Origin of the sequence: Rhizobium sp. ERR 1071 (genome assembly GCF_007828675.1) — a bacterium.
Lineage (GTDB): Bacteria > Pseudomonadota > Alphaproteobacteria > Rhizobiales > Rhizobiaceae > Rhizobium > Rhizobium dioscoreae.
Genome location: NZ_VITM01000008.1, coordinates 42,868 through 69,169, shown reverse-complemented (window position 1 = coordinate 69,169; position 26,302 = coordinate 42,868). Strand labels below are relative to the sequence as shown.

Genomic DNA, 26,302 nt, shown 5'->3' with positions numbered 1-26,302 from the left:
CTCCATGATGCTGTTAAATGCGCGTTTTATTCCGCGCATGTCGTCGTCTGAAAGCCAATGCATACTTCTGCGCGAGGTGCCTTAACGCAGGACGGGTTCTCCGTGGAAGCGGCGACGCGACGGCTTCGAAACTCCGAAACCCACCTCCATCATCAACCGCGGTTTCTGGGTCGGCACGGTGCCCATATGGAAACCGAAGGGATCTTCGACAAAGCCGAAGCCTGCTTTGCCGGTCAGCGTCAGCGCATTCGCCTCGCCATAATAATCGAGCACCTCGTTAGCCGGATGCCCAACAAGCAAGGTCAGCTGATGGCGGACCCGGCGGCGGCGATGACTTCCCTTGACGAAGACATGCGGGCCGGTGCCCTCATCAACATCGACGAGATTGAAGAAGAATTTGAGCATCCGCCAATCGTCGAGATCGAAGTGGTATTTGTCGAGCGAAGCGAGGCTGCGGTCGGCTTCGGAAGCCTGGGTCGGGAAGCTCCACCAGATGCGGGTGGTGATCACCTTGGCCTGACCGCCGAGATATTGGCGGGCGACGTCGATCAGCAGCGGATCGCGCTGGACCGCCATGACCGCTTCGCAATCGAGCGAGCGCTCGAAGAAGTGTCCGCTCAGAATCGGCCGCCCAAAACGAGCCTCCGCCTCCTTATGTTCGCCTGCGACGAATTCGAGCTTCCTGTCGAAATTGCCGAAGCAGGCGGTGTTGGAAGCGAATTCTGCGATTTCTCGATGAATATGATCCGGCAGCATCAGGCTCGGATAGATGCCATCGGTCCGCAGAGCGTTGACGACGGCGCTGCGCTCAGTGCCGGCAAACATCGAGGTGCCGGAAACCGGAAGTCTGACGGGCTGCTTGGTGGCCAGCCAATGGATGCGCCGAAACGGCAGGGTCCTGGCTAGCAGGAACATGGGCAACCAAGCCGGATTTTCTTTGAGATCGGTCAGGTAAGTCGGTATCCTGACAGCCATACGCTTGAAACGGCCGCCCTGCCGGGCGACGGACTCCAAGTCATTTGCCGGGGAATTGTGCATAGCTATCCTTTCTGCACATGTGCAAAACCCGTGGCAACAGGCCCAACTCCCGTTGATGTAATCATTTGAAACTTCGATATTTATTCGCGATCTCGAATATCTGCTGCATCGCCGCAAATAGAGGTGGGACGATCTTGGTCAAGAGGCCGAGAAGCCAAAACCTGAATGAAGTGGTGGAAATTCTCGCAGAAACACGTGAGGCTTTTGAAAACATTTGCAAAATCGCCCGGAACGGTTGTTTTTGAGGGCCCGGTCCGGTCCGGCGGAGCGGATCGCAAGGAAGGCCGTCGCGTTTGCCGTTGCTTAGGATAATGGCGCTAGAAACTTGATAGGAACGATTGGAAGAGAAAAATTGCAGACGGAAGATGGCGGCATGTATCTGTCGCTATATTCCCTGTCTTCTAACAGTCATATTCCTGTTCGCATTATTGGCTAAATGAGCGAGAAAACGTCAAAGAAGGCCCCTTAGATGACAGAAGCGAAGACCTTTGAGCCGGCGGAAGGCATCGTCGATTTCGACGCGGGTGAGGGCGAAAGCCCAACCGTGGTGGAGATGGACGATTATACCAAAAGCCTTGCCCAGGCGAAGGCCAAGTCCGTCAAGCTGGTCGACGCCATCACCGGTCAGGTGCTCAAGAAAAAAGATGCCGTGCATGTCGATGACCTCCGACCGTCGCTCGCAGATTTCATGCGGCTGAAGCATCCGGAGCTTCGTGCCGACGATTATATCAGCCGCAAGGTCATGGACGATTATCGCGCTCAATATATCGCCGAGCTGCTGACGGTGGAGCGCGGCGAGCTTTCTAACCTCGAGGACGAGGTCGTCGAAAGCCTGAAGACACATGACACGCTGGCGGAAAACATCGAAGAGGACTATGAGGACCACCGCTCGATCGGCGACCGCATGGCCGATGGCGTCGCGTCCTTCGGCGGCAGTTGGACCTTCATCATCTCCTTCTGTCTGTTTCTCGCCGTCTGGATGGGCATCAATCTTGCCATGGGCGAAAAGCAGGCCTTCGATGCCTATCCGTTTATCCTGCTAAACCTCGTTCTGTCGACCATCGCAGCACTCCAGGCGCCGATCATCATGATGAGCCAGCGCCGCCAGGAAGAAAAGGACCGCCTGCGTGCCCTCAACGACTACAAGGTCAACCTAAAAGCCGAACTGGAAATCCGTCACCTGCATGAAAAGGTCGACCACCTCCTCAATCGCCAGTGGGAGCGCTTGACCGAAATCCAGCAGATCCAGATCGAGATGATGCTGGAACAGGCCAAGGCGGCGACCCGGGCGATCAAGGCCAATAAGGCAGCGAAGGCGAAGACCAGTGCGCTGAAGAGCCTCTTTACCAAGGTCAAGGATTCCGATCCGGACGATTCCGTCAACTGACATGGGCAAGCGGCTGCCATTACCGGCGTACCTGCATAGACAGGATTGTTCGCTTGCCCATTCACTTAGCTCGCTAGGGTGCCGCTCACCGCGGCTCCACTTGCCGGTGCCGCACTCCGTCCTTCTGTCGATCTGCCCGCTGGCGGTTTGCGAAGAGAACCGGCACGCATAGGAGATAGAGCAAAGCACCAAGTACCCAGATCAGTCCGGGAAAGACATGCCTCGAGACGAAGTAGATCTCGCTGATCGCCAGAGGCGCGATCATCGATGCGAGGCTCGTCAGGCTGGTCAGCACACCTTGCAAACGCCCCTGTTCGTCCGGACCCACGCGCTTGGTCATCAAGGACAGCAGCGCCGGCTGGCCGATCCCGCCGAGGCAGAAGAGCGGGAACAGAAAAAAGACGAGAAATCCCCGTGTGACGAAAGCGATGGCGACATAAGCCGCGCCGTCGCAGACAATCGCGACCATCAGCGCGCAGCGTTCGCCCCAGCGCTCACTCAAGGGACCGGCGAAAAAAGCCTGGGCGAGCGCATGGAACAGGCCGAAACCAGCGAGAGACAGGCCGACCGTCGCCGTGTCCCAGCCGAACTTGTCCTGACCATAGAGCACCCAGACGGTGCCGCCGACCTCGCCGACAATGGCAAGGAGGATGGACATGAAGAGCAGCGGCACCAGCGCTGGAAACGCACCGATCCAGCGCAGCGCCGCCAGCGGATGAAAGGCCGCCGGATCGATCCGCTCGGGCTTCGCCGTTCTTGTCTCGGGCAGCGCGACAAGCGCAACGACGAAATTCACCATCACCAGAATCGCGGCCGCGACGAAAGGCGCACGTAGCGAAATCATGCCGAGTACTCCACCGATGACCGGTCCGAGGATGAAGCCGATGCCGAAACAGGCACTGAGAAGCCCGAAGGCGCGCGTCCGGCGCTGCTCCGGGGTGATGTCGGCGAGGCAAGCACTCGCAACCGCGGCATTCGCCGCGGTCAGGCCGGCGATGGCACGGCCAAGGAACAGCCACCAGAAGCCTGGCGCCCATGCCATGAAGGCGTAGTCGATCATGCCACCCGCCAACGAAGCGAGCAGCACGGGTCGGCGGCCGTAACGATCGCTCAGCGTCCCGAGAATGGGAGAGGCGAGGAACTGCAATGCCGCATAGAGCGATAGGAAAGCGCCGTAGCGCCAACCGAGTTCGGGCGAATGCGCCACGCTCAGCAGAAGCTCCGGCAGGATTGGCATAACAAGGCCGGTGCCGGCGGCATCGAGAACGACGACCGCCAAAATAGTCAAAAGCATCTTGTTCATAGCGGAAACTTATCATTGATAAGGAACTTTATCGCCGATAAATTATACGAGAGAGACTGTCAATCGGAGAGACGATGAAAATCGATCGAAGCCAGATCGTCGATGCGGCGCTGACCATTCTGAACGAAGTCGGCATCGACGGCCTGTCGACGCGGCTGATCGCCCAGCGTCTCGGCGTGCAGCAGCCCGCGCTCTATTGGCATTTCAAGGGCAAGCAGGCCCTTCTTGCGGCTATGAATGCCGAGATGCTGAGGCGAAATCACACCCGAAACATACCCCTTGCCGGAGAGACCTGGCAGGAATTCCTGCGCGCCAATGCCCGCAGCTTTCGCTCGGCCCTGCTGGCTTGGCGCGACGGCGCTCGCGTTCATGCGGGAACCGAGATCGATGCTCCGCACCTCGATGCAATCGAAGCACAGCTCGAATGCCTGCATGCTGCCGGTTTTGATCCCGAGAAGGCTCTGGGGCTACAGATCGCGATCAGTCGCTACGTGGTGGGGTGCGTGCTTGAGGAGCAGGCGCACGAAGCCACTTCCAGGGACCGGTCGGCAATTGATGCCGTGGCCGAAAGCCATCCGAACCTTGCCAAAGCCCTGTCGGTCTATCGCGCCAAAGGCCATGAAGCCCTGTTCGAAGCCGGCCTCGAGCTGCTAATCAGCGGGGCCGAGACCGACAAATAGATACCGGCTCGCCCGGGGGGCCGTTCCGGCCGAAAAGTGATCATCTCTCAGCCTCGAAAGCGCGGCCGAGATCCGGCCCAATACCGAAACAATGTCAAAATCAGTAAAACAGCGGGCTGCATCTGCTGGTGTCGATATGATGGCACAGACGATGACGATACGCGCGTTCGCTGGCCTTACCCGCTCCCGAATTGTAGCCAGCATCCAGCTAGCCGAAGCTACGTGATCTACCTTTCTACAACTATTGAATTGCCTGGGGCATGCCTCAATGCATGGGCGTAACGACCCGCGATCACTGTCGGTCGTCGCGATAAGCGAACGTACATCGCAGCAGTTCTTCGCAACATGCTGCTTGCCTTGAGTCCCCTCCCGACAATAATTTTTGCAGAAATGAAGAAGGAACGCCGCCAGGCCCCTTACTGGGCGCAGCTTGCGCACCGCGAAAGGTGAAGCTGACATTACACGAAGGCAACAAGGATGGATTTAAATTTTACTCCGGCCTCTCAATCAGGGGACGCTGGCGATCTAGCCAGGGAATGCCAGCGTCACTTGCAGCCCATCATCAGCGAAGTCGTTCGAACTGCGATCGCAGCTGGATGGAGCGAAAGCGATGTTCTTCTGGCGACGATTGACGTTGCCTGGGCGCTTTATGAAGGACACCGAGGGGAATCCGATAGTCATTGATAGCGGATCGATGATCAGGTTGGGCAACCAGCGCTTAATCCGCGTGCAGGTCACGGCGGACGCTGCAAGCTCCCGCGTGTTAGCATCGTCGTCGAGACTGTTGAGTTTCGCGAGATTTTGACCCCGAATTACAATTTCGTACTAACTCGTCTAGACGGACCTAATATCCTGAAAAGATCGATGCTTCGCAGGCGGGGCCGGGTCATGACGAAAGGCAAAACCGGGTCGAAAACTTCACGCAGCTCAAGAGAGCGGCGTTGGCAGAATAATGTGAAGGCGCGGATCATGGCGGAGAGCCTAGAGCTGTAAGCGCCATTTCCGAGTGGCTGGGGAGCGGCCCTATCATTCGCCGGAAATCGAATCTCAAATGACAAGCGACGTATACCTGTCCATAAAGCGGATTTCAAAATCTCACCTTCAGATCGGCCCGCAATCCATGCTCTCGCGCGTTGCGAGCGAGTGAGCCGGAATATGAGAGCCCCAGCATCGCGCCGTTAGTAAGATTGAGATCAAGACCGGTCTCGATGACGGCCACGTTCTCAGCAATCGGCACGCCAGCTACCGTGTACGGATTGCCCTCCGCAAATGCGAGTGACGCGGTCGGCACTTTGTCTCCAAAGGTGTGACGCCAACCAACCATGGCGCGTGCCGTAGCCTCGGCATCCCCGAGCGCAAATCGGGTGTCCCCCCTCAGGCCTAGCGTGGAATAGGTGACGTCCTCTCCGCCCCGCGATCCGTTTAGAGCCGCATCGCCGCCCTTCTCCGTAAAGTTGTTGCTATTGTAATTTACATGAGCGAGACCAGCAAACGGCTCCAACGAGAGCGCCTCCCCTTCGAGCCGATATCCAGCCTCGCCGAAAATCTGCGCGGTGGCTGCGTGATAGCTACCTCTTTCCGTTTCGGAAAAGCCCGGAAAAGCGACAGACCGGGTCGTATCGACATTGTGCCAGGAATAAGCGGTTCCGAAACGCAAACCCAGGCGGCCAATCTCGGACCCACCATAGGCACCGATATGATATGTGTCGACGCCAGCGTTGGAGGCGCGGCTTGCGAGATCATTGGAGGCGTGGTCGTAGCCGGTGACAAAGCCGAAGCGCCAATCATCGTTAACGTTCGCGTCAGCGCCGAGCAGAAACCCACCAATCGAACGATCGAACGATTCTGCATTGCCATTACCGTCCCATCGCCCCCAGGAGCCGAAGCCACGCGCCCAGGCGGTAATGGCAGTTCCTCTCACCGGCGCCGTGTCCGGCCCGGATGGCCGCGCACCTGCCGTGTCGATGTCCAAAAAGGCAGCGCGCGATCGATCAATCGCCGCCTCGCGAATGAAGCGGCTGTCCTCCAATATCGCCCCCTGGAGTGAGGCATGAATCTCACCTGATAACGCGTCCAGTGCCCGCTGTGCGTCGCTCGCGTCGGGAATCGCCGCCAAGGCCTGATTGACCAAATTGCCTTGCCCGCTGCTCTCTAATCCATTGGCCGCCACGCACTGATTGGATGTGCGGGCGACATCACAGTACCTGACCGCGTTGCGCGTGACGTCGACAAAAACCTTATCAGGATCGTAGGAGAGCGACAAATTCACAAAAGGCATATTCTGCTTCAGCTGCTCAAAGGTGCCCGTCACGCCGTCACCAGCCGACAGGATGACCCAGCGACTGCCCGGAGTGAAAGTGCCAGCGGACTTCACCACATCAACCGTGCCACCATGAATAGTTGCTGCACCCGTCGCTCCGATCAAGTCCCCGGCCAAGCTCGGGGTGATGTCCACAGCATAGGTCGAGCCTTCATCAAATGTGATATCGCCATTGACATTGAGGGTTCCCGGCGAATGACCGGGAGAGATGGTGCCGCCTTGAGCGATAGTCGTAGTTCCGACCGTGCCGGTGCCGCCAAGTTTACCGCCGGAAGCGATGTTGAGCGTTCCGCCGAGCTTACCATCGACGAAGAGCGTGCCGGCCGAGATCGTTGTTGTACCGGTAAAGGCGCTCGAGTCGGCCGAAAGGTTGATGCTGCCAGAGCCAAGCTGCCGTATGTTGCCGCCGCCACTGATCCTACCGGCAAAGACAAAATCGTCGGAACGGTCGAAAGCGAGCGTTGCCTTGTCAACGACGTCGCCCACAATTGAGCCTGATGTGCCGCCAACACCGAGCTTCAAGGTTCCGTCGCTGATTATCGTATTGCCGGCATAGCTGTTGGTTCCCGTCAGCGTGAGCGTGCCGGCCCCCGCTTTAACAAGTTCCCCCACACCTGTGATAATGCCACCCACCCGAAGGTCCGCATCCGTCTGAAGCGTGCCGCCGCCGGTATCCAAGCTAATTGCCCGCAAGGTTACAATATCGGATGTATTTCTAAGGCTGCCGCCGTCGAGGGTTAGTCCACCGGCTTCGGTGCCAAGATTAGAGTCCGAAGAAATCAGGAGTGTTCCGTCTCTGATCGTCGTGCCGCCGGCATAGGTGTTGGCGCCCGTCAGCGTCAGCGTGCCGCTGCCGGTCTTGACGAGCGCGCCACCGCCGCTGATGACACCGCTCGCGGTAAGGTCGGAGTCTGTTTGAAGCGTGCCGCCACCGCCATTGAGCGTCATGTTGCGGGCGGTGCCGAACGCTGCGGTTGTTTGAAGCACGCCTGCGTCAAACGTGAGCGCGCCCGCCGTCAGGCCCAGATTGGCGTCGGAGGAAACCCGCACGGCGCCGCCCAGAATGCTCGTTCCGCCGGCATAGGTGTTTACTCCTGATAAGATGAGTGTCCCGGCATCCGTCTTCACCAACCCGCCGCTTCCAGAAATTTGGGCGTTTATAGTCGCCACCACGCCCGGGTCGGTCCTGATCGTGGTCGCCGCATCGCTGGCGGTCAGGGTATCTCCGTCGATCACATAGCCATCGCTCATGAACTGAATGCCCGTGAAACCAACGGCACCAGCGGAATTGTCAACGGTGACAGTACCGGCGCTACCCCCAAATACGGCGAAATCCTGCCGCCAGATGCCATTGATCGCGCCATTCGCATCGGTCCAATTGCGGCTGGAGGCGTCCCACCTTCCGCTGCCGCCGGTTATGGTGCCGTCATCGTGGCGAGCGACATCGCCACCGTCCCAAAAGCCGAGTGTGGCGCCGACGCTGGAGATGAGATTTATCTGACCTGCAATATTGGTTTGGACATAGAGGTCGCTCGAACTGACGCCGCTGGGTAGAGCGCCCAGGGCCAGGCCGTTATCCGTCAGTCCCCCGCCATAGTTCATCAACCGATAGACACCAGCGCTGAAGCCGTCGACGTCGATGACGTTCAACGTGCCGTCCAGAGTAAGGTTGCCAGTGACCTCGATCAGATCGTTGACACCGCCGCCGATTACGCCCGGGCGACCGAGCTGATAATTGAGAATGGAACCGCCATTAAATGAAAGCGAACCCACCGTCAGGGTGCCGGGGCTCGACCCCGGCGCGATTATGCCGCCATCCGCCACGGTGACGGATCCGGCGATCGAGCCGGAACCGCCGAGTGTGGCACCGCTAGCCACGGTCACAGCGGTATTGGCAAGGGAGCCTTCGACGCTAAGCATGCCATCCGCGACGGTCGTCGCGCCGATATAGGTGCTAGAGCCCGACAATGTCAGTTTGCCGCCACCCGTTTTCGTGAGCGGCCCGGAACCGCTGATGACCCCGCTCAGTTCAAAATCGGCATCGGTCTGAAGCGTTCCATTGTTGTCTAGGACAATATCGCGTGCGGTGGTAAAGGAACTTGTCGCCTGCAGTGTGCCCATGTCGAATGTCAAGGCACCTGAAAGCGCACCGAGGTTGTTGTCAGACGAGACTGACAGGGTCCCACCGCTGATCGTCGTGCCGCCCAGATAGGTGTTCACCCCAGTAAGGATCAATCGTCCACTGCGGGATTTTATTACGCTACCGGCTCCCGAGATGGTGCTCGCGTCGACAAAATCGGCCGCGCTGGTGTCGAAGCCGATCGTCGACATACCGTCTTGCAGGTCAATTGAATTGTTTAGAATTAGCCCGCCGCGCAGTGGCGAGATAACCGCACCCGCGCCTGGCGCGATTTCGATATTGCCGATGAGGTTCGAGCCGTCCAATAGCTGAAGGACGTTTCTGGTGCCATGGAACTGTATGGCCGCGGCGCGGGTCACACCGTCGCTATTCAGCCCGCCAGCGATGGTGCCACCATTGGTAATGAAACTATCTCCCCAGGTGATCATGCCCGCGCCCGCGGCTGCGCCATTTCCCGCCCCGCCGGTGATTGTGCCAAAGTTCTGCAGAAAGCTGCCGAAGCCGCCAAGATTGACACCCGCGCCACTCGCCCCGGCACTAGCGGATCCGCCCATAGAACCTGTTCCGGGGCTGCCTCCCATGCCGCCGGTAATGGAGCCGATATTGGTAACTTTCGTCTCGGTACCAAAGACGAGCAGGCCGTCGCCGCCACCGCCGCCACCACCGCCGCTAAAGGTACTACCACCGTTTCCTCCAATTCCTCCTAAGACGGTACCTTCATTGTAAATGGTGGCTGCGGGAAGTACCAATATTATACCTGCACCACCACCACCACCGCCGCCGCCATTGCCGCCGATGTTGGGTGCCGCGCCCCCGTGACCTCCATTGCCCCCGGACACGGTCACACCACTGGCGATGGTCAGGTCTTTGCCGGAAAAGATACCTGCTCCCCCGCCACCACCCCCGCTTGCAAAGCCAACGCCATCCGGGCCGGCTGTCCCATCACCGCCGACCACGTCGGCCGCAATCACAACGGAAGCATCCGAAAAGGATATCCCCGTGGCGCCCCCCGTCCCTTCAGAAAAGTCGCCGGCTGCGCCATCTCCACCCGTGCCGTTTGTGCTTGCATCGCCGGCGATCACATCGATGTTGCCCGTCCGCTCATTGAAAACACTCGTACCACCGCCATCGCCGTTGCCGGCGCCACCATTTCCCGAGCGGTTTGGAACGCCGGCACCCCCTTCGGCGCTGCAAGGAGCGGTCGCGGCCGGGCCGCATGCGGCCCACGCCGATGTAAGATAACCATCCGTCAGAGTAAAAAAGCTCGCCATCGCCAAAGCCGATGCGCTCATCAGTGGTGTCGGCCAGGCCCGAGGGGTTAGGAAAAGAAAGGAACGCCGTCGCTCAACGAAAGGCACAGCAAATTTTTTCGTTTCCATCCCATCCCCAACACGTCTTCGCAGACTGGCTGCCCCACGCCCCAATGTCAGCACCGTGCTTGCGCTTTCTCGTCAAACGCGGGAGTGCCTTTCAATTCCCTCTATCATGAGGAGCATTTTACAGCCAGAGAACAACATGAAAATTGCGCAACATGCATCTTCGGCGCGCATTTCGCGACTATGTTACGGCACCCAGCCGCTCGCGGTTGGGCAATTGCTACTCCAAACATTCGTTATTGAGGCCGGACTTCACACGACAGGTAATTGGAAAAGTAAGCGGCCATGGCCATGTTCAAAGGCAATATTTTTGAACGACCCTTGGCAGGGGCCGCTAAACGCCGCCGAAGCGCGCCGGTACCAATAGCGATATGAGGTTGCGCGACGCCGACGACATAGAGCAGGAGCGGCGTCGCCAGGATCGAGCCTCCGCCACCGAGCAGGCCAAACATGAAGCCAACGATTCCACCGGAGCCAACGGCCGGCAAAATGGAGAAGCTCATGTCCTTCTGCTCCAAACCCGGTCGTGGAATGTCATGCCGATCAGCATGGCGACCACGAATAGCACCGTCTGCGGGATACCAATCGACAGGGAGGCGACGGCAGGGCCGGGACAGAAGCCGCCAATCCCCCAGCCGAGGCCGAACAAAGCCGAACCGACGACGAGCGGCGAGTCAATCTTCCGGTTCCCAGGTACCTGGAAGCTGTCGTCGAACGCGGGATGTCTTAACCGCTTCATGACCTGCACGCCGATGAAGGCGACGATGACTGCGCCGCCGAGGACGAAGGCAAGACTTGGATCCCAGTTACTGAAGACGTCGAGAAAACCCTGGACGCGCATGGGGTTCAGCATGCCGGAAAGCGACAGGCCGAAGCCGAAGGCTATGCCTGACAAGAGCGCCGCGAGGAACTGGTAGATGTTTCTGTTCATAGTCCGAGCCCTCGAAGAACCGTGACCGCGATCATGCCGGTTGACAGGAAGGTGGCGACGGCCACCATCGATCGCGCAGACAGGCGGGCAAGCCCGAGTACGCCGTGGCCGCTGGTGCACCCAGATCCCATGCGCGAGCCGAAGCCGACGAGCAGACCGGCCACAACAATAAGAGGCCAGCTTGCGGTAATCTCAACAACCGGCCACCCGCCGAATGCCAGTAGGTAGGCCAACGGGCCAAGCAGCAGCCCGAGCACGAAGGCGAGATTGGTAGCCAGCCCGACGCCTTGGGCCAGACGCCCGACGATACCGCTGATGCCAGCGATCCGGCCGTTCAGAAGCAGGAGCATAGCCGCGGATGCACCGATCAGCATGCCGCCAGCCAGAGACCGGGCATAGATGTTCATGTCTCGTCCTTTACGCAGAAGATGTTATGGAGGGCGGAGACGAGTTGCGCGGCCTTCTCCTCGGTTAGGCTGTAGAAGATCTGCTTTCCCTCACGCCGTGTTTCGACAATTCCCGAGCTGCGCAGTACCGTCAGATGCTGGGAAAGATGCGGCTGATGGATGTCGAGTTTTTCTTCGAGCTCGCTGACGGAGAACTCTCCCTCGACGAGCGAGCAGACAATCATCAGACGCGCCTGATGCGACAAGGTCTTTAGGAGATCGGCGACCTCTCCGGCCCGGCCGGCCATCTCCACGGGGGAGAGCCCCGCCTTCATCACCGCCTTCGATTCGGTCCTCATTCCCATGCGGCTCGCTGCAACGCATCGAGGGGAAATTTAAGGTAGCGCTTGCCATTGGCTTCCGGCTTTGGAAGGCGCCCGCCGCGGATGTTAACCTGCAGGGCATGCAGGATGAGCTTCGGCATGGGCAGCGTCCAGTCCCGCTTGGTCCGGAGCGCCACGAACTGCTCTTCCGTCATACCGGCAAGATGCTGGTTGGTCTTCTTCTGTTCGGCCACCGTGCTTTCCCAGCGCGGGGCACGACCGTACGGCTGGTAGTCGTGTCCGGTAAAGATGCGTGTTTCTTCCGGAAGAGCGAGAATGCCCTGAATTGATTTCCAAAGGACGAGGGCGTCGCCTCCAGGGAAGTCCGCGCGCGCCGTGCCGCTGTCGGGCATGAACAGCGTGTCGTGAACGAACGCCGCATCGCCGATCACATAGGTGATTGAGGCAAGTGTATGGCCTGGCGAGAACATAACCTTCCCATCGATGGAGCCTATCTTGAAGATCTCTGCGTGGGCGAACAGCCGGTCCCATTGCGAACCGTCGGTGGCAAGGTCCGGCCAATTGTAGATGCCCTTCCACAACTTCTGAACATCGACGACGCGTTCGCCGATCGCCGTCCGGGCGCCGGTCTTCTCCTTAAGATAATGGGCTGCGGAGAAATGGTCGGCGTGCGGATGAGTGTCGAGGATCCACTCGACGGTTAGACCGCTGTCGTGGACATAGTCGAGGATCGCATCAGCATTGATGGTTGCGGTGGCTCCGGACTTCTCATCGAAGTCGAGCACTGGATCGATGATGGCGCACTTGGACGTCTCGGGATCGGAAACGACATACTGCACGCTCCAGGTGCGCTTGTCGAAGAAACCCTTCACCTGCGGCCGACGCGCGGCGTTCTGCTTGAGCCAGGAGGCAGCGGCACTGGTGTCGAAGCCGCTGGCGCGTCCAAACTCGGCGACGTCTTCCGTTGCCATTCGCCCGTCGAGGACCTCGCCGATCAGATAGAGGCTGAGTGACCTCGTGCCCGACTTGCAGTGCGCCAAGACCGGGCCTTCGGAGGCGTCGAGCGCCTTCTGGAATGCACGCACGTCGGCTTCGGTGATCGTGGCGAGGGTGATCGGGATGTACGCGTAGGACAGGCCGCATTGCTCGGCCTCCCGGCTTTCGACGTCCGTGCCGGGCTGGGCGGCGTCCTCGCCGTCCGGGCGGTTGTTGATCAGCGTCGTGAATCCCCAGCCATGCAGTGATCTGATATCGTCGACGCTCGGCTGCGGCGAGACCGATAGCCTCTCGGAAACCTTGATGGCAGACATGACTGGCTCCGTAGTCCATGAACAATATACATTATAATATATTGTATAATGTAGACACCTCAAGCCTCTCGAGGAGTTTTATTGCCGCGGCAGACTACAGAGCGAAGAGGCAGCACGCAGACCTAGAAAAATGGCTTGCGGCGGCGCCTCTCCACAGCCGGCCGGCCGAAGCTGGCATCGCCGAAATGATGGCGGGCCTCTACCGCCACCCGCTTGATCCTATAACCGAGGCGCGGCTATTCGAATGGCAGCGAATGATCATGATGGCGCCTGGATATCGCAGCTATCGGCAGCCATCGCCGTCATGACGAACCGATGCAGATCGTCTCAGGTACTTTGGGGCGCCGGCGCATGCACTTCGAAGCACCTGCATCCAATCGCCTGGCAGCGGAGATGGACAGACTTCTCGAATGGTTCGAACAAACCTCACCCGAAGGACCCAAACCGCTTGCCGCCCTCACCCGTGCCGGCATTGCCCGTCTGTGATTTAGGAGCATCCATCCTTTTGAGGACGGCAGGTCAGCCGTATCGGCCGGGCGATCGCCGAAAGCGTGCTTGCACGAGCGATCTCCACGCTACCTTCAGCGCATTGTCGATATCGTTGCTGAAGCATCGCCAAGGACTATTACCCAATGCTGGAGGCGGCGAGCACCACGCTCACCATAGATGACTGGCTTTCGTGGTTCGCGGATCGGGCGCTTACGGAGGTAGTCCCCGTGCCAAAGAAGATAACGTTACGCGGCGCTTGATAACCGTTCTTGGGATTGGCCCGATCATCGCAACGGCTCCGACAGCACTGGCGCCAGAGCCGAGACGTTAGAACGCTGGAGGGTTTTGCCGCGCGGCTCGGGCTCACGACAAGCAACGGCTTGGCAAGACTTGGAAGATGGGAAACAAACGCCAGGTCGTCCCCTCATTATTCAAGCTAGTGTCGTTGTGCGATGGGCGGCACGAAAGGGAGCCGTTGCGGCCGCCAAGGACCATGAAGCCTTGTAGCAGGGCTAGAGCTGATGATCGGCGGGGCCGATGTCGGCAAGTAAATACCTGCTCGCCCGGGCCTGTTTCGGCCGAAAAGGCTTTGTTGGCAAGATGCGGCTAATCGCCCAAAGAGCGCTGAAGACCCTCCGGCGCGACTTTTAATGAGTCAAATAATGTCATAATCAGGGCGAAATCATCTTTTGAGAAATAACTATGCCAACCCTCCGGTCGATACCGTTGGAGAGAGCGTCGGCAGCGCCCTCAACTTCACTTTCCTCGACTTCGTTCAAAATTCTCCTCAAAACTTCTTGGATGCCGCGACTTTCGCGCCGACGGATTTCTGTCCGTCGCCTTCGATGTTGAAGAGGATGCTTGTGTCGAGCATCCAGAAGCTTGCGGTCTCCAGGCTCATGCCGGCGGTCACAGCTCCGAACGCACCCGAACCGTCAAGCCCGGAAAAGCCGCCGGTGACACCGAGCTTAGGCGTGAGCTTCGTGCCGTCCTCCATCGTGAACGAGCGGGCGATCTCGGCACCCAGGCTAACGCGGAACTGGTCCTCGTTGAACCCGTCAATGGTAATGGCATCGCCTGAACTGTTCTTGACCGTGTAGTCGTCGACCTTTTCGGAGAAGTAGACGGCCCTGAGCTTGGGCGAGATCGTCGTGGCCTCGTCGAGGTCCCATTGCCCCTCGATCGAGGTGTCGGCCATCCAGCGTGTCGTCTTGAAGCCGCCGTCCCAGAACTGGGTGTTGATGGTGTTGCTCGATCCGCCATAGCGCAGGCTACCGTTCCAGAACACACCCTTGCCCAGCTCCAGCGAAGCATAGGGACCGGCCAGCCAGCCATTGCCGGTCAGCTTGGCATCCTGATCGGTCGGATCGGTCATACGGTCGTAGTGGAAGGACACACCGACCAGCGCCTTTTCCGACAGCAGATAGTCGACGCCCATGTTGACCATGCCGAAGCTACCCCACTTGCTGGTGCTATCCTTCTTGCTCTTGTCGTCATGCATCAGGAACGCGCCTCCGATCCAGACGTTGAACGGCGCGGAGCCGGCATCGTCGTCACCGCGGGCGGCCCGCATCTGCGCCAGGCTGGTGGAGAAGCCGAGCTTCATGCCCTGCTCGGAGGGTGACGCGAGCGCGGTGATCGGATCGGTCGCCTTCTGCATCTGCCGGCGTTGCAGGAGACCGGGCACCTCGATCGTGTTGGCGATCATGTTCTGCCTGGATTGGACGAAGCCGCGGACAAGGCCGTCGATGTCCTCGGCGACCTTTGCGGCGTCATATCGGACATTGTAGGTGATGGTGCCGACATTGGAGGTTCCAAGCGCGCTGACGAGCTTGAAGCCGACGCGGACCTGGCCGGAATAGGCCGGGTCTGGCGTATAGTGCAGGTACCAACCGACCGGGGCGGTTGCCGGCCCCGCTTGCGCCAGCTGACCCTGGATGATCGTCACCGTGCCCGCATTCGGCGGCGTGACAAACGCCAGATCCGCGGATGTGAACGGCCCACCCGTGGCGCCACGGTTCAGATACACATCCGGCGGTGTCGACCCTTCCGGCACGTTGATGACCTGATCCGTCGCACTGACGGCGCGTTGGATGACCTTGAGCGTGAATGCCACCGTCGCCGTCGAGCCATTGCTGTCCCTGGCCTGGATGGAGAAGCTGTAGTCCCCTTGCGTGCCGGCAGCGAGCGGTCCGGTGAGCTGGCCGGTGGAGATATTGAGGATCAGACCGTTCGGCAGCGTGCCGGAAGCCAGGCTGTAGATCGTGGTTCCGACCCCGCCGGTGGCGGTGATCTGCTGGCTGTAGGCCTCGCCGGCCATGGCCTGCGGCAGCGCGCCGCCTGACGGCGAGAAGGTGAAGGTAGCTGCCGGCGGTGCAACCGCGATCGTATAGGCGGCCGAGCTTGTGGCATTGTTGGCGTCAGTGGCGCTGATGGAGAAGCTGTAGTTCCCCGCCGCCGTCGGCGTGCCGGTGATGGCGCCTGTGGCATGGTTGAGCGAAAGACCCGGGGGCAGCGTGCCGACGACAGCGTAGCCATAGGGGCTGGTGCCCCCCGATGCTGTGACCGTCTGGCTGTAGGCTACGTTGACGACACCGGCCGGCAAGGTGCTGCCTGGCGGCGAGAAGGTCAGTGTCGGCGCCGAGATCGTCACGCTGACCGTTGCAGGCGCGGAGGTGCCGGTGGCATTCGTGGCAGTATAGGTGAAACTGTCCGATCCGCTGTAGCCTGATGTCGGCGTATAGGTGATCGCGGTGCCCGAGGCCGTGGCGGTGCCATGGGCCGGCGCCGTTGCCACGGCAACCGCTGTGGCGGTGCCGCCGGACAAAGCAAGCGTGACGGGGTTCGCGCTACTGTTGGCCGCAACGGTCATGCTAACCGCCCCCGCCGTCGGCGCGGCCACGGGCGTCACCGAACTGGACGAGGCCGAGGCCGCACCGGTGCCGGAGGCATTGGTCGCCGTTACCGTGAAGGTATAGCTGGTGCCGTTGGAGAGGCCCGTCACCGTCAACGGCGAGCCGCTACCACTTGCGGTCAGGCCGGCGGGATTGGACGTCACGGTATAGCTGGTGATCGCGGCGCCGCCATTCGATGCCGGTGGCGTGAATGCGACCGTCGCCTGGCCATTGCCGGCCGTCACCGAACTGATCGTCGGCGCGCCCGGCACGGTCGAGGGCGTTACCGCGCTCGATGCCGAAGAGGCAGCACCCGTCCCGATGGTATTGGTCGCGGTAACCGTGAAGGTATAGGCGGTGCCGTTCGTCAGGCCGGCCACCACGATCGGCGAAGTGCCGCCAGTTCCTGTCAAACCGCCAGGACTTGAAGTGACGGTATAGCTTGTAATCGCAGCGCCGCCGTTCGAAGCGGGGGGCGTGAATGCAACCGTCGCCTGACCGTTGTCGGCAGTCACCGACCCGATCGTCGGGGCGCCCGGAAGCGTGGCGGGCGTCACCGCGCTCGACGCTAGGGAGGCGCTGCCGGTGCCAGAAGCATTGGTCGCGGTCACCGTGAAGGTATAACTGGTACCGTTGGAGAGGCCCGTCACCGTCAGCGGCGAGCCGGTACCGGTGGCCGTGAAGCCACCAGGATTGGACGTCACGGTATAGCTGGTGATCGTGGCGCCGCCGTTCGAGACCGGTGGCGTGAATGCGACTGTCGCCTGGCCATTGCCCGCCGTCACCGAACTGATCGTCGGCGCGCCCGGCATTGTCAAGGGTGTCACCGCACTGGATGCCGAGGACGCGCTGCCGGTGCCGACGCTGTTGGTGGCAGTCACCGTGAAGGTATAGGCGGTGCCGTTGGTCAGGCTTCCCACCACGATCGGCGAAGCGCTGCCAGTTCCTGTCAAACCGCCAGGACTTGAGGTCACGGTATAGCTTGTGATCGCGGCGCCGCCATTCGAGGCGGGGGCAGAGAAGGCGATCAGCGCCTGACCATTGCCCGCCGTGACCGATCCGATCGTCGGCGCGCCCGGCACGGTCGCGGGCGTCACCGCATTGGATGCCGAAGACGCTGCGCCGGTGCCGTTCACGTTCGTCGCGGTCACCGTGAAAGTGTACGATGTCCCGTTCGTAAGACCCGTTACGGTGATCGGTGAACCCGTACTGGTGGCGGTAAAGCCACCGGGGCTGGAGGTCACGGTATAACCGGTGATCGCAGCGCCGCCGTCCGAGGCAGGTGCGGAGAAGCCGACCGTTACCTGGCCGTTGCTGGCGGTCGCCGATCCGATTGTCGGCGCGCCCGGCACGGTCGAGGGCGTTACCGCGCTGGATGCCGGGGAGGCGCTGCCGGTACCAACCGAATTCGTTGCTTTCACCGTGAAGGTATAGGAAGTGCCGTTCGTGAGGCCCGTCAAGGTGATCGGCGAGCCTGTCCCGGTGGCCGCGAAGCCGCCGGGGCTGGAGGTCACCGTATAGCCGGTGATCGCGGCACCGCCATTCGAGGCGGGTGCGGAGAAGCTGACCGTCGCCTGGCCATTGCCGGCGGTCACCGACCCGATCGACGGCGCGCCTGGGACGACCGCGTTTACCGTCAGCGAGATCGTGCTGCTGGTGAACGTGGCAGGGCCGGTGCCGTCCGAACTATCGGTTCCAGTCACCGTGAAGGTGAAATGACCAGCCGCTGTTGGCGTGCCCGAGATCGTGCCGCTGCTGCTAAGGGTCAGGCCAGCCGGCAGGGCGCCGGAAGCAAGTGCGGTGCTGAACGTGTAGGGGGCCTTGCCGCCGCTCGCCGTCAGCGACTGGCTGTATGAAGAGCCATAGGTCGCGGTGGTAAGGGTCGTCGGCGTGACCGTGATGGTGGGATTGCCGACCGTGACCGTAACCGTCGCCGGCGACGAGGTGCCGCCGCTGTTGGTCGCGACATAGGTGAAACTGTCGTTGCCCCGAAAGCCTATGGGCGGGGTGTAGCTGGCGCTGCCCAAGCTGTTGATCGAGACCGAGCCGCCCTGTGCCGTGGTCGCCGAACCGACCGCATAGCTGGACGGGCTGTTGGTAACATGGCCGCTGACGTCGATGCTCGTCGCAGACGCGCTACCGGAATTGTAGGGAACCGTTGTGCCGTAGCTGAACGAGCTCGCAGTGGGTGGGGTGACGTAGGTATAGAGCGAGTTGGCGCTATTGCTGGCGCCGGAGGTGGTGACGATCACGCTCGCCGCGCCGGCCGTACCGGCCGGCGTGACGGCCGTGAGCGAGGTCGGGCTCGCGACCGACACGCTGGTCGCCGCGTTGCCGCCGATGGTGACTGTGGTCGATCCCGCGACGAAGCCCGTACCGGTTATCGTTACCGCCGTACCGCCGCCAGTCGAGCCATGGTTCGGGCTGATCGCCGATACGGTCGGCCCAGCGACGTTCGGAATGGTGAAACTGAACGTGACGGTCGTATCGGGAGCGCTGCTGATGTCGCTGCCGCTGGCGGCATACAGGGTTATGCTGTCCGGGCCGTTCGCCGTCTGGGTGCCGAGATAGATGGTGTAGCCGTCATTCCCGTCGCCCTGCAGATCGTTCCAGCGAAAATAAAAGGTATTGCCCTGGGTCGAGGTGACGGCCTCAAAGCCGCTAAAGCCGACCGGGGTGGCCGATCCGTTCCAATCGGCGGACGAACTCCGGAAGAGACCCGCTCTCTGCCCATCGCAACCGGTGCCGTTGTTGTAGGTCTGTATAGTCTGAGCAGCACCCGCGCCGGTCGTCGTAAAAGTCAGGTTGTAGGGGCAGGCGATGTTGGCGAGCGCGGGCGACGAGTCCAGCAGGATTAGGAGCCCAAACAAGCTTACAAACGTAGCGAGACTGCCCCCGACGAGGCGCAACGCCCAGTTACACAAAAATGACAACCGCAGGGCACAAAGACGCGCCCAAGCCCAACGCACCGAAATCCCCGCCATGCCAGCGACCCGCCATACTGCCGACAGACCGCATGTCTCAAGCGACCTGTACGCTATCCGCCCATAACCTCTCTAGATCAAGTAAAGGGATCCGATCTTAAAATAGAGATATTCTGTTTCAGTCTCGGATTCATCGACTATTGTCAACGACGACTAGGCGACCAAAGAAGTATTCGCCCCATTTATTCGATGGTGTTGCTAAATTCACTCGGTGTGGCAGCTTAGCGATCTGCGGAGGACCCATGGAGGATCAGGGAAATGATTAAGATCTCGGTCTCGAAGGGATTGAACCTCTCGGCCATAAGTTGAATTTTCTCAAGCCCTAGCAATATCTTGAGATCTGGACGTCACTTCTGGTGCACACGAAACCCTTCTCAATCTTCGCAAGCGCTGCGTTTGCCTCGCGAACGTGCTCGTAACCGAGGCATGTCTTTTGGCAAGTGAGCGTCCACGGAATTTCATTGATTGTCATTCAAAGATCGGCCACTCTCATGGCGGGTGTTTTTCAGGATTGGCATGGCTAGCCTTGTGGGAACGACAGACATTCACTTCAGTGCATCCGTCGAAAAGCTCCGGTGGCGATAGAGGAACTCTAAAAATTGCGAGAGCGGAGATGAGGACCGGGAACACATTTAATCATGTTAAGGCGCTGGCGGACGATGGCATTACTGTCCGCATCCTTAGCGTTGGCGACGAGCTACGAGCATCAATCGATTTTCCAACGTTCCAGCATCCAGATGGAAAATTCTACAAAGCCAACCCGAAGCATGATTCCCCGGTATCTGTTGCACTTTCGCAAGCGCAATCAATTCTGCCTCAAACGCCATTTACCCATGTAGCGGTTATTATAGATGACGTTTCCATGTGGCGATCAGAATGGGGCACGCTGGTGGCATAGCCCTAAACGCGGTGACATGCACGATTGGAGACGTTGCGCGCCCCTTAAAGATCTAATGCCGGCCATCGCACACTCTTTGTTCGAATTCTAGCGATCGCGGGAAGCAATCTGCAATTGTGTCCGGCTATCGTGGCGTCATGAGCAAGTTCACATTCCTCGTCATCGGCAGTTCGACCGCTATCTTCCTCGCCTCGGGCGGGTACACGCTGGTGCCACGTGAACTCTATGATCCGGCCTGCACCATCAAGGGCAACATCTCCTACAACGGCGGACAGAAGATCTATCATATGCCGGGTCAAGAGTATTACGCCGAGACCGTGATTACCTACAGCAAAGGCGAGCGGTGGTTCTGCTCCGAAGCCGATGCCAGGGCCGCCGGATGGCGGAAAGCCGGAAGGTAGGCGCCCGAGAATTTAAAGCGGCTTGGGTCAACTGAGGTGGATGAGGGTTCGCATCCCAGGGAGCCCTGCCACCACCGTTAGGCAGGCGGCAGCAGGGCACGTCGCCGACACAAGGGCATGTGCGCCGGCGACTGGGCATAAAAACCATAGCAGACAATCCACACGCCCAACTATCTTTTTCTTGCCGTCACGTGTCGGGCGTTCGCACTTCGGATTGCTGATTGGCGAGAATACTGACGATCACAACGATACGGTTCCGAAGCCGGGGGAAAGCCGCAACATGGTCGCGATGTAGGCAAGACGCTCGTCGAGCTCGGCAGCCGCGGCGTGGACATCTTTGGCGCCGGGTTCCGGCAGACCCTCAAAAAACCGTGTCGGCGAAATCCGAAAGAAGCGTGCGATCTCATAGAGCAAGGAGGCATCGGCGCGGTTCTTGCCGGTTTCATAATTATGCATCTGCCAGTGGCTGAGGCCGATTTGTCGGCCCACGTCCCTTAGCGATAAGTTCCATTGAATGCGCAGGAGCCGGATCTGGCGTTCGACGTGACGATCGACGGGGTGGATATCCCGGTGGCACAAGGATCCTTCGTGGACTGGCTCTCATCTTCATGACCTCCCGGTTGCAAAGAAGCTATGCTTGCGTGACTTGGCTGTCGGGACTTTCAAAATCCCGGCGTTCTTTCAAAATCCTCGCCTTTTCGTGAGGTCTCGCATTCTTTTGATCGAGGACCTGCCTGCAACCAATTGGTGGTCTTTTCAGCGCATGCTACTGTCCTCCCGCATGAATAGCGAGGGCGCGCCTGATGCCGAAATACAAAAGGTTGGCGGATGTGGATCTATTACTTGCGATCGATCGAACCAGGGTCGAGATCGAGGGGCAGAAGCAGATGGTTGCCAAGCTTGTTGCCGCAGCCGTCGAGTCCCCGGATGAGAGCGACCATCGGCGACTGGTCGACATGCACATCCTGATGCGCGCCATGCTGGAATCGGATCTCACGAAAATGGAAGCCGAATGGCAGCGCCGAAAGTAAGGCGTTTCACTCGGCCGGAAGGCGCTTCATGTCCATGACGGTCTTCGCCTGGTAGAGCGGCCATATGAAGATCGCTCGGAGCTGCTCATCGCCGGCAATCTGGCGCTCAATGTCGCGGATAGTTCGCCCGAGATAGGTCCTCAGCTTGCGCAGTGCCTTGCCCGCCCGCTTGAACTGTTTTGCATGGGCATATCGCTGGTGCTGGATCAGGGCGAACTTGCCGACCCGCACATAGGTTTGGCGCAGTTCCAGGCCGGTCTTTTTGGCCAGTCGCACCAGCCGTTCCCGTGCCCGGTGGATCAGCTTGGCATCGGTCGGAAACATCACGTTCTTGGGCTGAACGGTCGTGTCCACGATCACCTGCCGCGTGTCCGAGGGCTTCATCGCACCGGTCTTGACCGCCACCGAGAGGCTCTCCTGCAGAAGAGCCTTTATCCGCGTCTCACCCATGCGTTGCCGCCAGCGGGTCAGCGATGAACGGTCGAACGGCAATGTGTGTTGGAAGAATGTCTCGCCGCAGAAATACTGGCAATACGGGCTGTCGAGGTAACGGGCGCAAACCCCATCATCCGACAGGTTGAACGTATGCTTGAGGATCGCAAGCCCCGCCATCAACCGCGTCGGCAGCGGCGGCATGCCGCCGCCGTCCCGATAAACCTCACCGAAGCGCTCTTCCAGGAACGGCCAATCGATCGTCTGCGCCAGCCGGACAAGTTCGTGCTTCAAATCGATGATCTGATCAAGGCGAGATCGGAACAGATCCTGCTCTCCCGTCTCGCGCCGTTCATCAGGTCTCGACATTTATGGGCTCCGATGCATCGCCGATGGTGGATTGAATCACGCTTCGGCCCATCGCGAAACCGAAATCTGAAATCGCAAGAAAACAGATCGAAAACCTGCCCTTTCTTGCGATATCGATTACTCCGAATCCTAAAATATACAATGAATATCAACAGCTTGCAGATACTTCACGGCCGACGTTGTAGGTGCTGAGGGCGGTGGCGAGTTCCGGTCTGACCTGATGTCCGTCAGCGGCCATGGAGGCAAGGGCCCAGGTCAGGTCGGAGACATTCAACTGACTCAATATTTAACCCGCGGAAAAACAACATTCATAGCAGATTGTTATAGTCATAATTGTATTCCAAAACCTCCTGATAGCTCCAAATTCTGCCATCAATTCTATCAATATAGATATGCTTTGATCCGACTCGTTCCTCGACATCTGGATCAACAGCTCTCTTGCTGATCTGAAATGCCCAGAAAACAGGAGGACACAACTCCGTGGCCGCACTATGAGTGAGCTGTTCATCGCTATCCTTCAAGAAGTCAGCAGCAATCGCTCTTGCCTTCTCCTGTGGAATGTTCTCGCTATCTCGGTACTCAATAGGAACGCTGAAGGAAACGATATTACTTTGACGTAAACACGTGACGGTCGAAACAGCGTGCAATCGTTGCAGATCTACCCGCAGATATTCACGATAAACCTTCTGCCGGTCGATAAACCCAGCAATTGTAAACAAATTCAATCCTTGAAGACAGCCATGATCTCCGCCGACGGAAGACGCGAGATATATATCACAGATTTGTTTCAATTTCAGCATCATGACTACGCCTTTGTTAGATTTTGCTTAATCCAAGTTAGTCGGCCGATTGTATAAAAACTGCTCTACCGGTCATTTCTTTCTCCAGCGCGCTTTTGGGTACAGAGTAACTAGAACCTGCGCCGAGAGGCCAAGGATCACGTATATAGGCGGTATTGTTCGAAATGGAATCAACAATTATTGCGTGTGGTTGAACGCTTCCAGGCACCTTTACGGTAACTATTACTCCATTACCTTTGGCCAAGGCATCTGAGATAGCGTTGGCCGTCGTCTCGCTGGCAAAAGTCGCATTTCCGCGGAACCCAAGCTGTTCGAGCGCTTGAGGTACACTAGATAGGAAGGCACCGTCGCCAGAATCGCCAAGAGCTTGTCGAATGTATGCTTCCGGCAATTCGATGTTACTACCCATTCTAACGCAGGCAGAAACGCACGAAGACAACTGATTTTGGCCAACGGCAGGATTTTCGGGCACATACTCTCCACGTGCAATTCCGGGGAAAATTCCCTCACCAGATCCTGTTCGTTCCTCGTTACCTAGGTTTTTGAGCACATTGTTCGTCTTAAACTTTGACAAAAACGTCAACACTTGAACAAGTGCAAGCGGATCGCCGTTGCTGGCCTTTGCAATAAGCGATGGGATGGCGGTCACGCCAAATGGATCCCCGGTAAGCACCGTAATAAGCTTGACGGCGTCGCTCCTTTCTTGTGGGGAGAGTTTATCAAATCCTTCTGGAGCCATGATCTTCAATATTTGCTCGAACCCGCCGCTCCTGTTGAGCTCATCGAGTTCTGAGCGGTATTCATCTGCGGATATAAACCAAGATGATGCCGTACCACTGTAACTCGACAACGCAGCTACCACGCTAGCGAAAACTGCACCGCATCCTTCAGCCTGATAACCACTTGGTTTGCACGCAATCATCGCGTCCTGCTGCTGCTTATCCTTGGCCTCCAGCCGTGCCTTCTCCTTGCAGGCGTCATCATCCCCGCCTTTGCACGCTGCCTTTGCCGCATTCAACGCATCGTTGTCGGCATGGTCGAGATAATTATACTGATACTGCGCGACGCCATACGAGGCACCTTCACCACCACCGATTGCTCCCGCGAGACCACTAAGGCTAGAACCGATAGCTGCTGCAAGCGCCTGCTTGTCCTGATCGGACAAGGTGCTGTCCTTCAGCATGCCCTTGACCAGATCGGCAATGGCTGGTGTCAGCAGCGCTGAAGTTGCAGCACCGGCAGCCCCCTTGAGCGCACCCTCCCAGCCATTGACGCCGCCGAGAATGCCGGCGCCGATCGTGTGCAGCAGCACGCGGCCGGCTCCACCCTCCTTCCAATAGTCCATTCCAGCCTGGTCGCGGCCTTCCGCGGCCTGCCGGTAGAACTCACTGGCAATATCGCCCACCAGCCCCGCCATTGTCGCTTGCGCCGCCTGCAGATCGGCCTGCGTCTTATACTGCTGGCGCAGGATGTTCTGCAGGTCCGGCAGACCGGGCAGCGAGCTATTGGTGTTCTCGGTATCGCGGCGGATCGTGGAGATGTCCTGCACCTGATGCGCCGGATCGGTGATCGCGATGCCGATATTGCCGCCGATGGCCGAATAGGCCTTGCCGGTCTCGTTTTCGCCGGCCTTAACGGGCGGAGCGATGATAAGCCCGCCAGTGCCGATCCCTCCGCCATAGGTTTCGGCCTTCCAGGTCGAATGCGTGTCGATACCCGCAACCGTCAACGTGCCGGTGGAGAAGGAGTTCTTGTCCGCCGTCGCCTGGCTGGTAATCAGCCCGCCGACAAGCGAGGTCTGGCCGCTGACATCGATGTCGAGGCCGCCGGTGCCTGCATGGATGCCCGATTGTTCGGACACGAGCACCGCATCGCCCTTGGCCTTCTGCACGGTGCCGGAGACGCCGGTGTTGCCAAAGCCGATCTGGCCAAAGACATTAAACTGATCGGCCTTGGCCTTCCGCGTATCCAGCTGGCTTTCGATCGTCAGGTTCTTGACGTCGATCGCAACCGAATTGCCGGCGACCGTCGCCCCCTTCAGCGCGAGATCGTTGGTAACGATGGTGACATCACCGGTGCCGTTCACATGCGTGTTCGTATGGCTGGTGCCGGAGGTTTCCAAACCACCCTTGCCGTAGGAAGCGTTGAGCCCGACGTCCGTCTCCGCGCAGCCATTTTTTGTACTGCAGCCGAAGTTGATATGGGGTATGCGCCTTGGGCCGGGATAATATGATCCCAAACCATCCCGTGTTATTTAGGGTATTCTATTCTGAAAATATGCGCCGATACTCATCCCTCATTCGCTTACCAAGCAACTTTACCACAGGGTTTGGTAAACGCTCACCGGGAGACAGGTGCTCGATAAACGAAACTGATATCAACTCGCTCAATGGATCATTTTGGCTCGAAAAATTCTCTTCCAAATATGCGAGAAAGCTTTTGATCCAATGGCTTTCAGGAGTTTTCTCAACAAGACGGCAATAATCCGCCATCAACAAATGGGGTAAAATTTCACCACTGTTGTCGCGCAAATGCTCAGACAATATGCCTTCGAGTGGCTTAAACGTAAAAGCCAGCCCAGCCGTAAAGGCAACACATATAGCTAAGGTCATCGCCTGCTTTTAATCCATTTTGGAGATCTCCGATTATGGCTAGCGCGATTTTTCGATCAATCGCGAGAGCATTAGGAGTATTTTTGATCCAATTCTCGAGACCCTTAATCGTTTCTTGTGTTTTAATTACATGCGACCGCGCACGAACTTGCTCGCCTGACGCAAGTTCATAACGAA

The 26,302-nt window shown here is 58.9% G+C and carries 18 protein-coding genes and 2 pseudogenes; 5 read left to right on the top strand and 15 right to left on the bottom strand.

The features are described 5' to 3' along the window. Positions 1-81: 81 nt before the first annotated feature. Positions 82-1,038, bottom strand: coding sequence for a hypothetical protein (locus FBZ99_RS24030; protein ID WP_145635358.1), 957 nt, complete (start codon positions 1,036-1,038; stop codon positions 82-84). Positions 1,039-1,507: 469 nt separating this feature from the next. Here FBZ99_RS24030 and FBZ99_RS24025 point away from each other — a divergent pair, with 469 nt between their 5' ends. Continuing rightward, on the top strand, positions 1,508-2,425 hold the full coding sequence (locus FBZ99_RS24025; RefSeq protein ID WP_145635355.1) for a DUF1003 domain-containing protein: 918 nt from the start codon (positions 1,508-1,510) through the stop codon (positions 2,423-2,425). Between the two features lie 85 nt (positions 2,426-2,510). On the opposite strand, the gene FBZ99_RS24020 is transcribed toward FBZ99_RS24025, so the two are convergent. Beyond that, positions 2,511-3,728: a TCR/Tet family MFS transporter gene (locus tag FBZ99_RS24020; protein ID WP_145635353.1), complete on the bottom strand. Its 1,218-nt coding sequence runs from the start codon at positions 3,726-3,728 to the stop codon at positions 2,511-2,513. Positions 3,729-3,802: 74 nt separating this feature from the next. Between FBZ99_RS24020 and tetR the strand changes: the two genes are divergently transcribed. Then, on the top strand, positions 3,803-4,408 hold the full coding sequence (gene tetR, locus FBZ99_RS24015; protein WP_145635351.1) for a tetracycline resistance transcriptional repressor TetR: 606 nt from the start codon (positions 3,803-3,805) through the stop codon (positions 4,406-4,408). Positions 4,409-5,495: 1,087 nt separating this feature from the next. Here tetR and FBZ99_RS24005 read toward each other — a convergent pair. From FBZ99_RS24005 to FBZ99_RS23970, 7 genes are all read right to left on the bottom strand, one after another. Beyond that, positions 5,496-10,247 carry an autotransporter domain-containing protein gene (locus tag FBZ99_RS24005; protein WP_145635346.1) on the bottom strand — a complete coding sequence of 1,584 codons (4,752 nt, stop codon included), beginning with the start codon at positions 10,245-10,247 and terminating at the stop codon, positions 5,496-5,498. A 233-nt stretch (positions 10,248-10,480) separates the two neighbouring features. Next, a complete protein-coding gene (locus FBZ99_RS24000; RefSeq protein ID WP_145635344.1) occupies positions 10,481-10,747 on the bottom strand; it encodes a TSUP family transporter in 267 nt (88 codons plus the stop codon). After that, entirely contained in the window at positions 10,744-11,175 is a 432-nt protein-coding gene (locus FBZ99_RS23995) for a YeeE/YedE family protein (protein WP_145635342.1), read from the bottom strand. Before FBZ99_RS23995 ends, FBZ99_RS24000 begins: the two co-directional genes overlap by 4 nt. After that, positions 11,172-11,582 carry a YeeE/YedE family protein gene (locus FBZ99_RS23990; RefSeq protein WP_145635340.1) on the bottom strand — a complete coding sequence of 137 codons (411 nt, stop codon included), beginning with the start codon at positions 11,580-11,582 and terminating at the stop codon, positions 11,172-11,174. Before FBZ99_RS23990 ends, FBZ99_RS23995 begins: the two co-directional genes overlap by 4 nt. Next, a complete protein-coding gene (gene bigR / locus FBZ99_RS23985) occupies positions 11,579-11,926 on the bottom strand; it encodes a sulfite-sensing transcriptional repressor BigR (RefSeq protein WP_145635338.1) in 348 nt (115 codons plus the stop codon). Before bigR ends, FBZ99_RS23990 begins: the two co-directional genes overlap by 4 nt. Continuing rightward, a complete protein-coding gene (blh, locus tag FBZ99_RS23980) occupies positions 11,917-13,215 on the bottom strand; it encodes a bifunctional sulfur transferase/dioxygenase Blh (protein WP_145635336.1) in 1,299 nt (432 codons plus the stop codon). Before blh ends, bigR begins: the two co-directional genes overlap by 10 nt. Positions 13,216-14,491: 1,276 nt before the next feature. Then, positions 14,492-19,468 (bottom strand): fibronectin type III domain-containing protein, encoded by a 4,977-nt coding sequence (locus tag FBZ99_RS23970; RefSeq protein WP_186450344.1) that lies wholly within the window; start codon positions 19,466-19,468, stop codon positions 14,492-14,494. Positions 19,469-20,195: 727 nt separating this feature from the next. Between FBZ99_RS23970 and FBZ99_RS23965 the strand changes: the two genes are divergently transcribed. Together FBZ99_RS23965 and FBZ99_RS23960 are read left to right on the top strand one after the other, a co-directional pair. Continuing rightward, positions 20,196-20,480, top strand: a complete 285-nt coding sequence (locus tag FBZ99_RS23965) for a hypothetical protein (RefSeq protein WP_145635331.1) — start codon at positions 20,196-20,198, stop codon at positions 20,478-20,480. Between the two features lie 137 nt (positions 20,481-20,617). After that, on the top strand, positions 20,618-20,881 hold the full coding sequence (locus tag FBZ99_RS23960) for a sunset domain-containing protein (RefSeq protein WP_145635329.1): 264 nt from the start codon (positions 20,618-20,620) through the stop codon (positions 20,879-20,881). Between the two features lie 240 nt (positions 20,882-21,121). Here FBZ99_RS23960 and FBZ99_RS23955 read toward each other — a convergent pair whose 3' ends face one another. Further along, positions 21,122-21,460 (bottom strand): helix-turn-helix domain-containing protein, encoded by a 339-nt coding sequence (locus FBZ99_RS23955; RefSeq protein WP_145635327.1) that lies wholly within the window; start codon positions 21,458-21,460, stop codon positions 21,122-21,124. Between the two features lie 224 nt (positions 21,461-21,684). Here FBZ99_RS23955 and FBZ99_RS23950 point away from each other — a divergent pair, with 224 nt between their 5' ends. Further along, positions 21,685-21,912 (top strand): hypothetical protein, encoded by a 228-nt coding sequence (locus FBZ99_RS23950; RefSeq protein ID WP_145635325.1) that lies wholly within the window; start codon positions 21,685-21,687, stop codon positions 21,910-21,912. Positions 21,913-21,933: 21 nt separating this feature from the next. Here FBZ99_RS23950 and FBZ99_RS23945 read toward each other — a convergent pair. From FBZ99_RS23945 to FBZ99_RS23930, 5 genes and pseudogenes are all read right to left on the bottom strand, one after another. Continuing rightward, positions 21,934-22,713: pseudogene (locus FBZ99_RS23945) on the bottom strand (IS5 family transposase); the annotation flags it as partial. 148 nt (positions 22,714-22,861) lie between these two features. Then, positions 22,862-22,996 carry a hypothetical protein gene (locus FBZ99_RS33810; protein WP_267903983.1) on the bottom strand — a complete coding sequence of 45 codons (135 nt, stop codon included), beginning with the start codon at positions 22,994-22,996 and terminating at the stop codon, positions 22,862-22,864. 25 nt (positions 22,997-23,021) lie between these two features. Further along, complete coding sequence (locus tag FBZ99_RS23940; protein WP_145635323.1) at positions 23,022-23,516, bottom strand: hypothetical protein; 495 nt, start codon at positions 23,514-23,516, stop codon at positions 23,022-23,024. Positions 23,517-23,550: 34 nt separating this feature from the next. Next, a pseudogene (locus tag FBZ99_RS23935) lies at positions 23,551-25,713 on the bottom strand (hemagglutinin repeat-containing protein); the annotation flags it as partial. A gap of 64 nt (positions 25,714-25,777) precedes the next feature. After that, positions 25,778-26,125, bottom strand: coding sequence for a DUF7674 family protein (locus FBZ99_RS23930; protein WP_145635318.1), 348 nt, complete (start codon positions 26,123-26,125; stop codon positions 25,778-25,780). Positions 26,126-26,302: the final 177 nt, after the last annotated feature.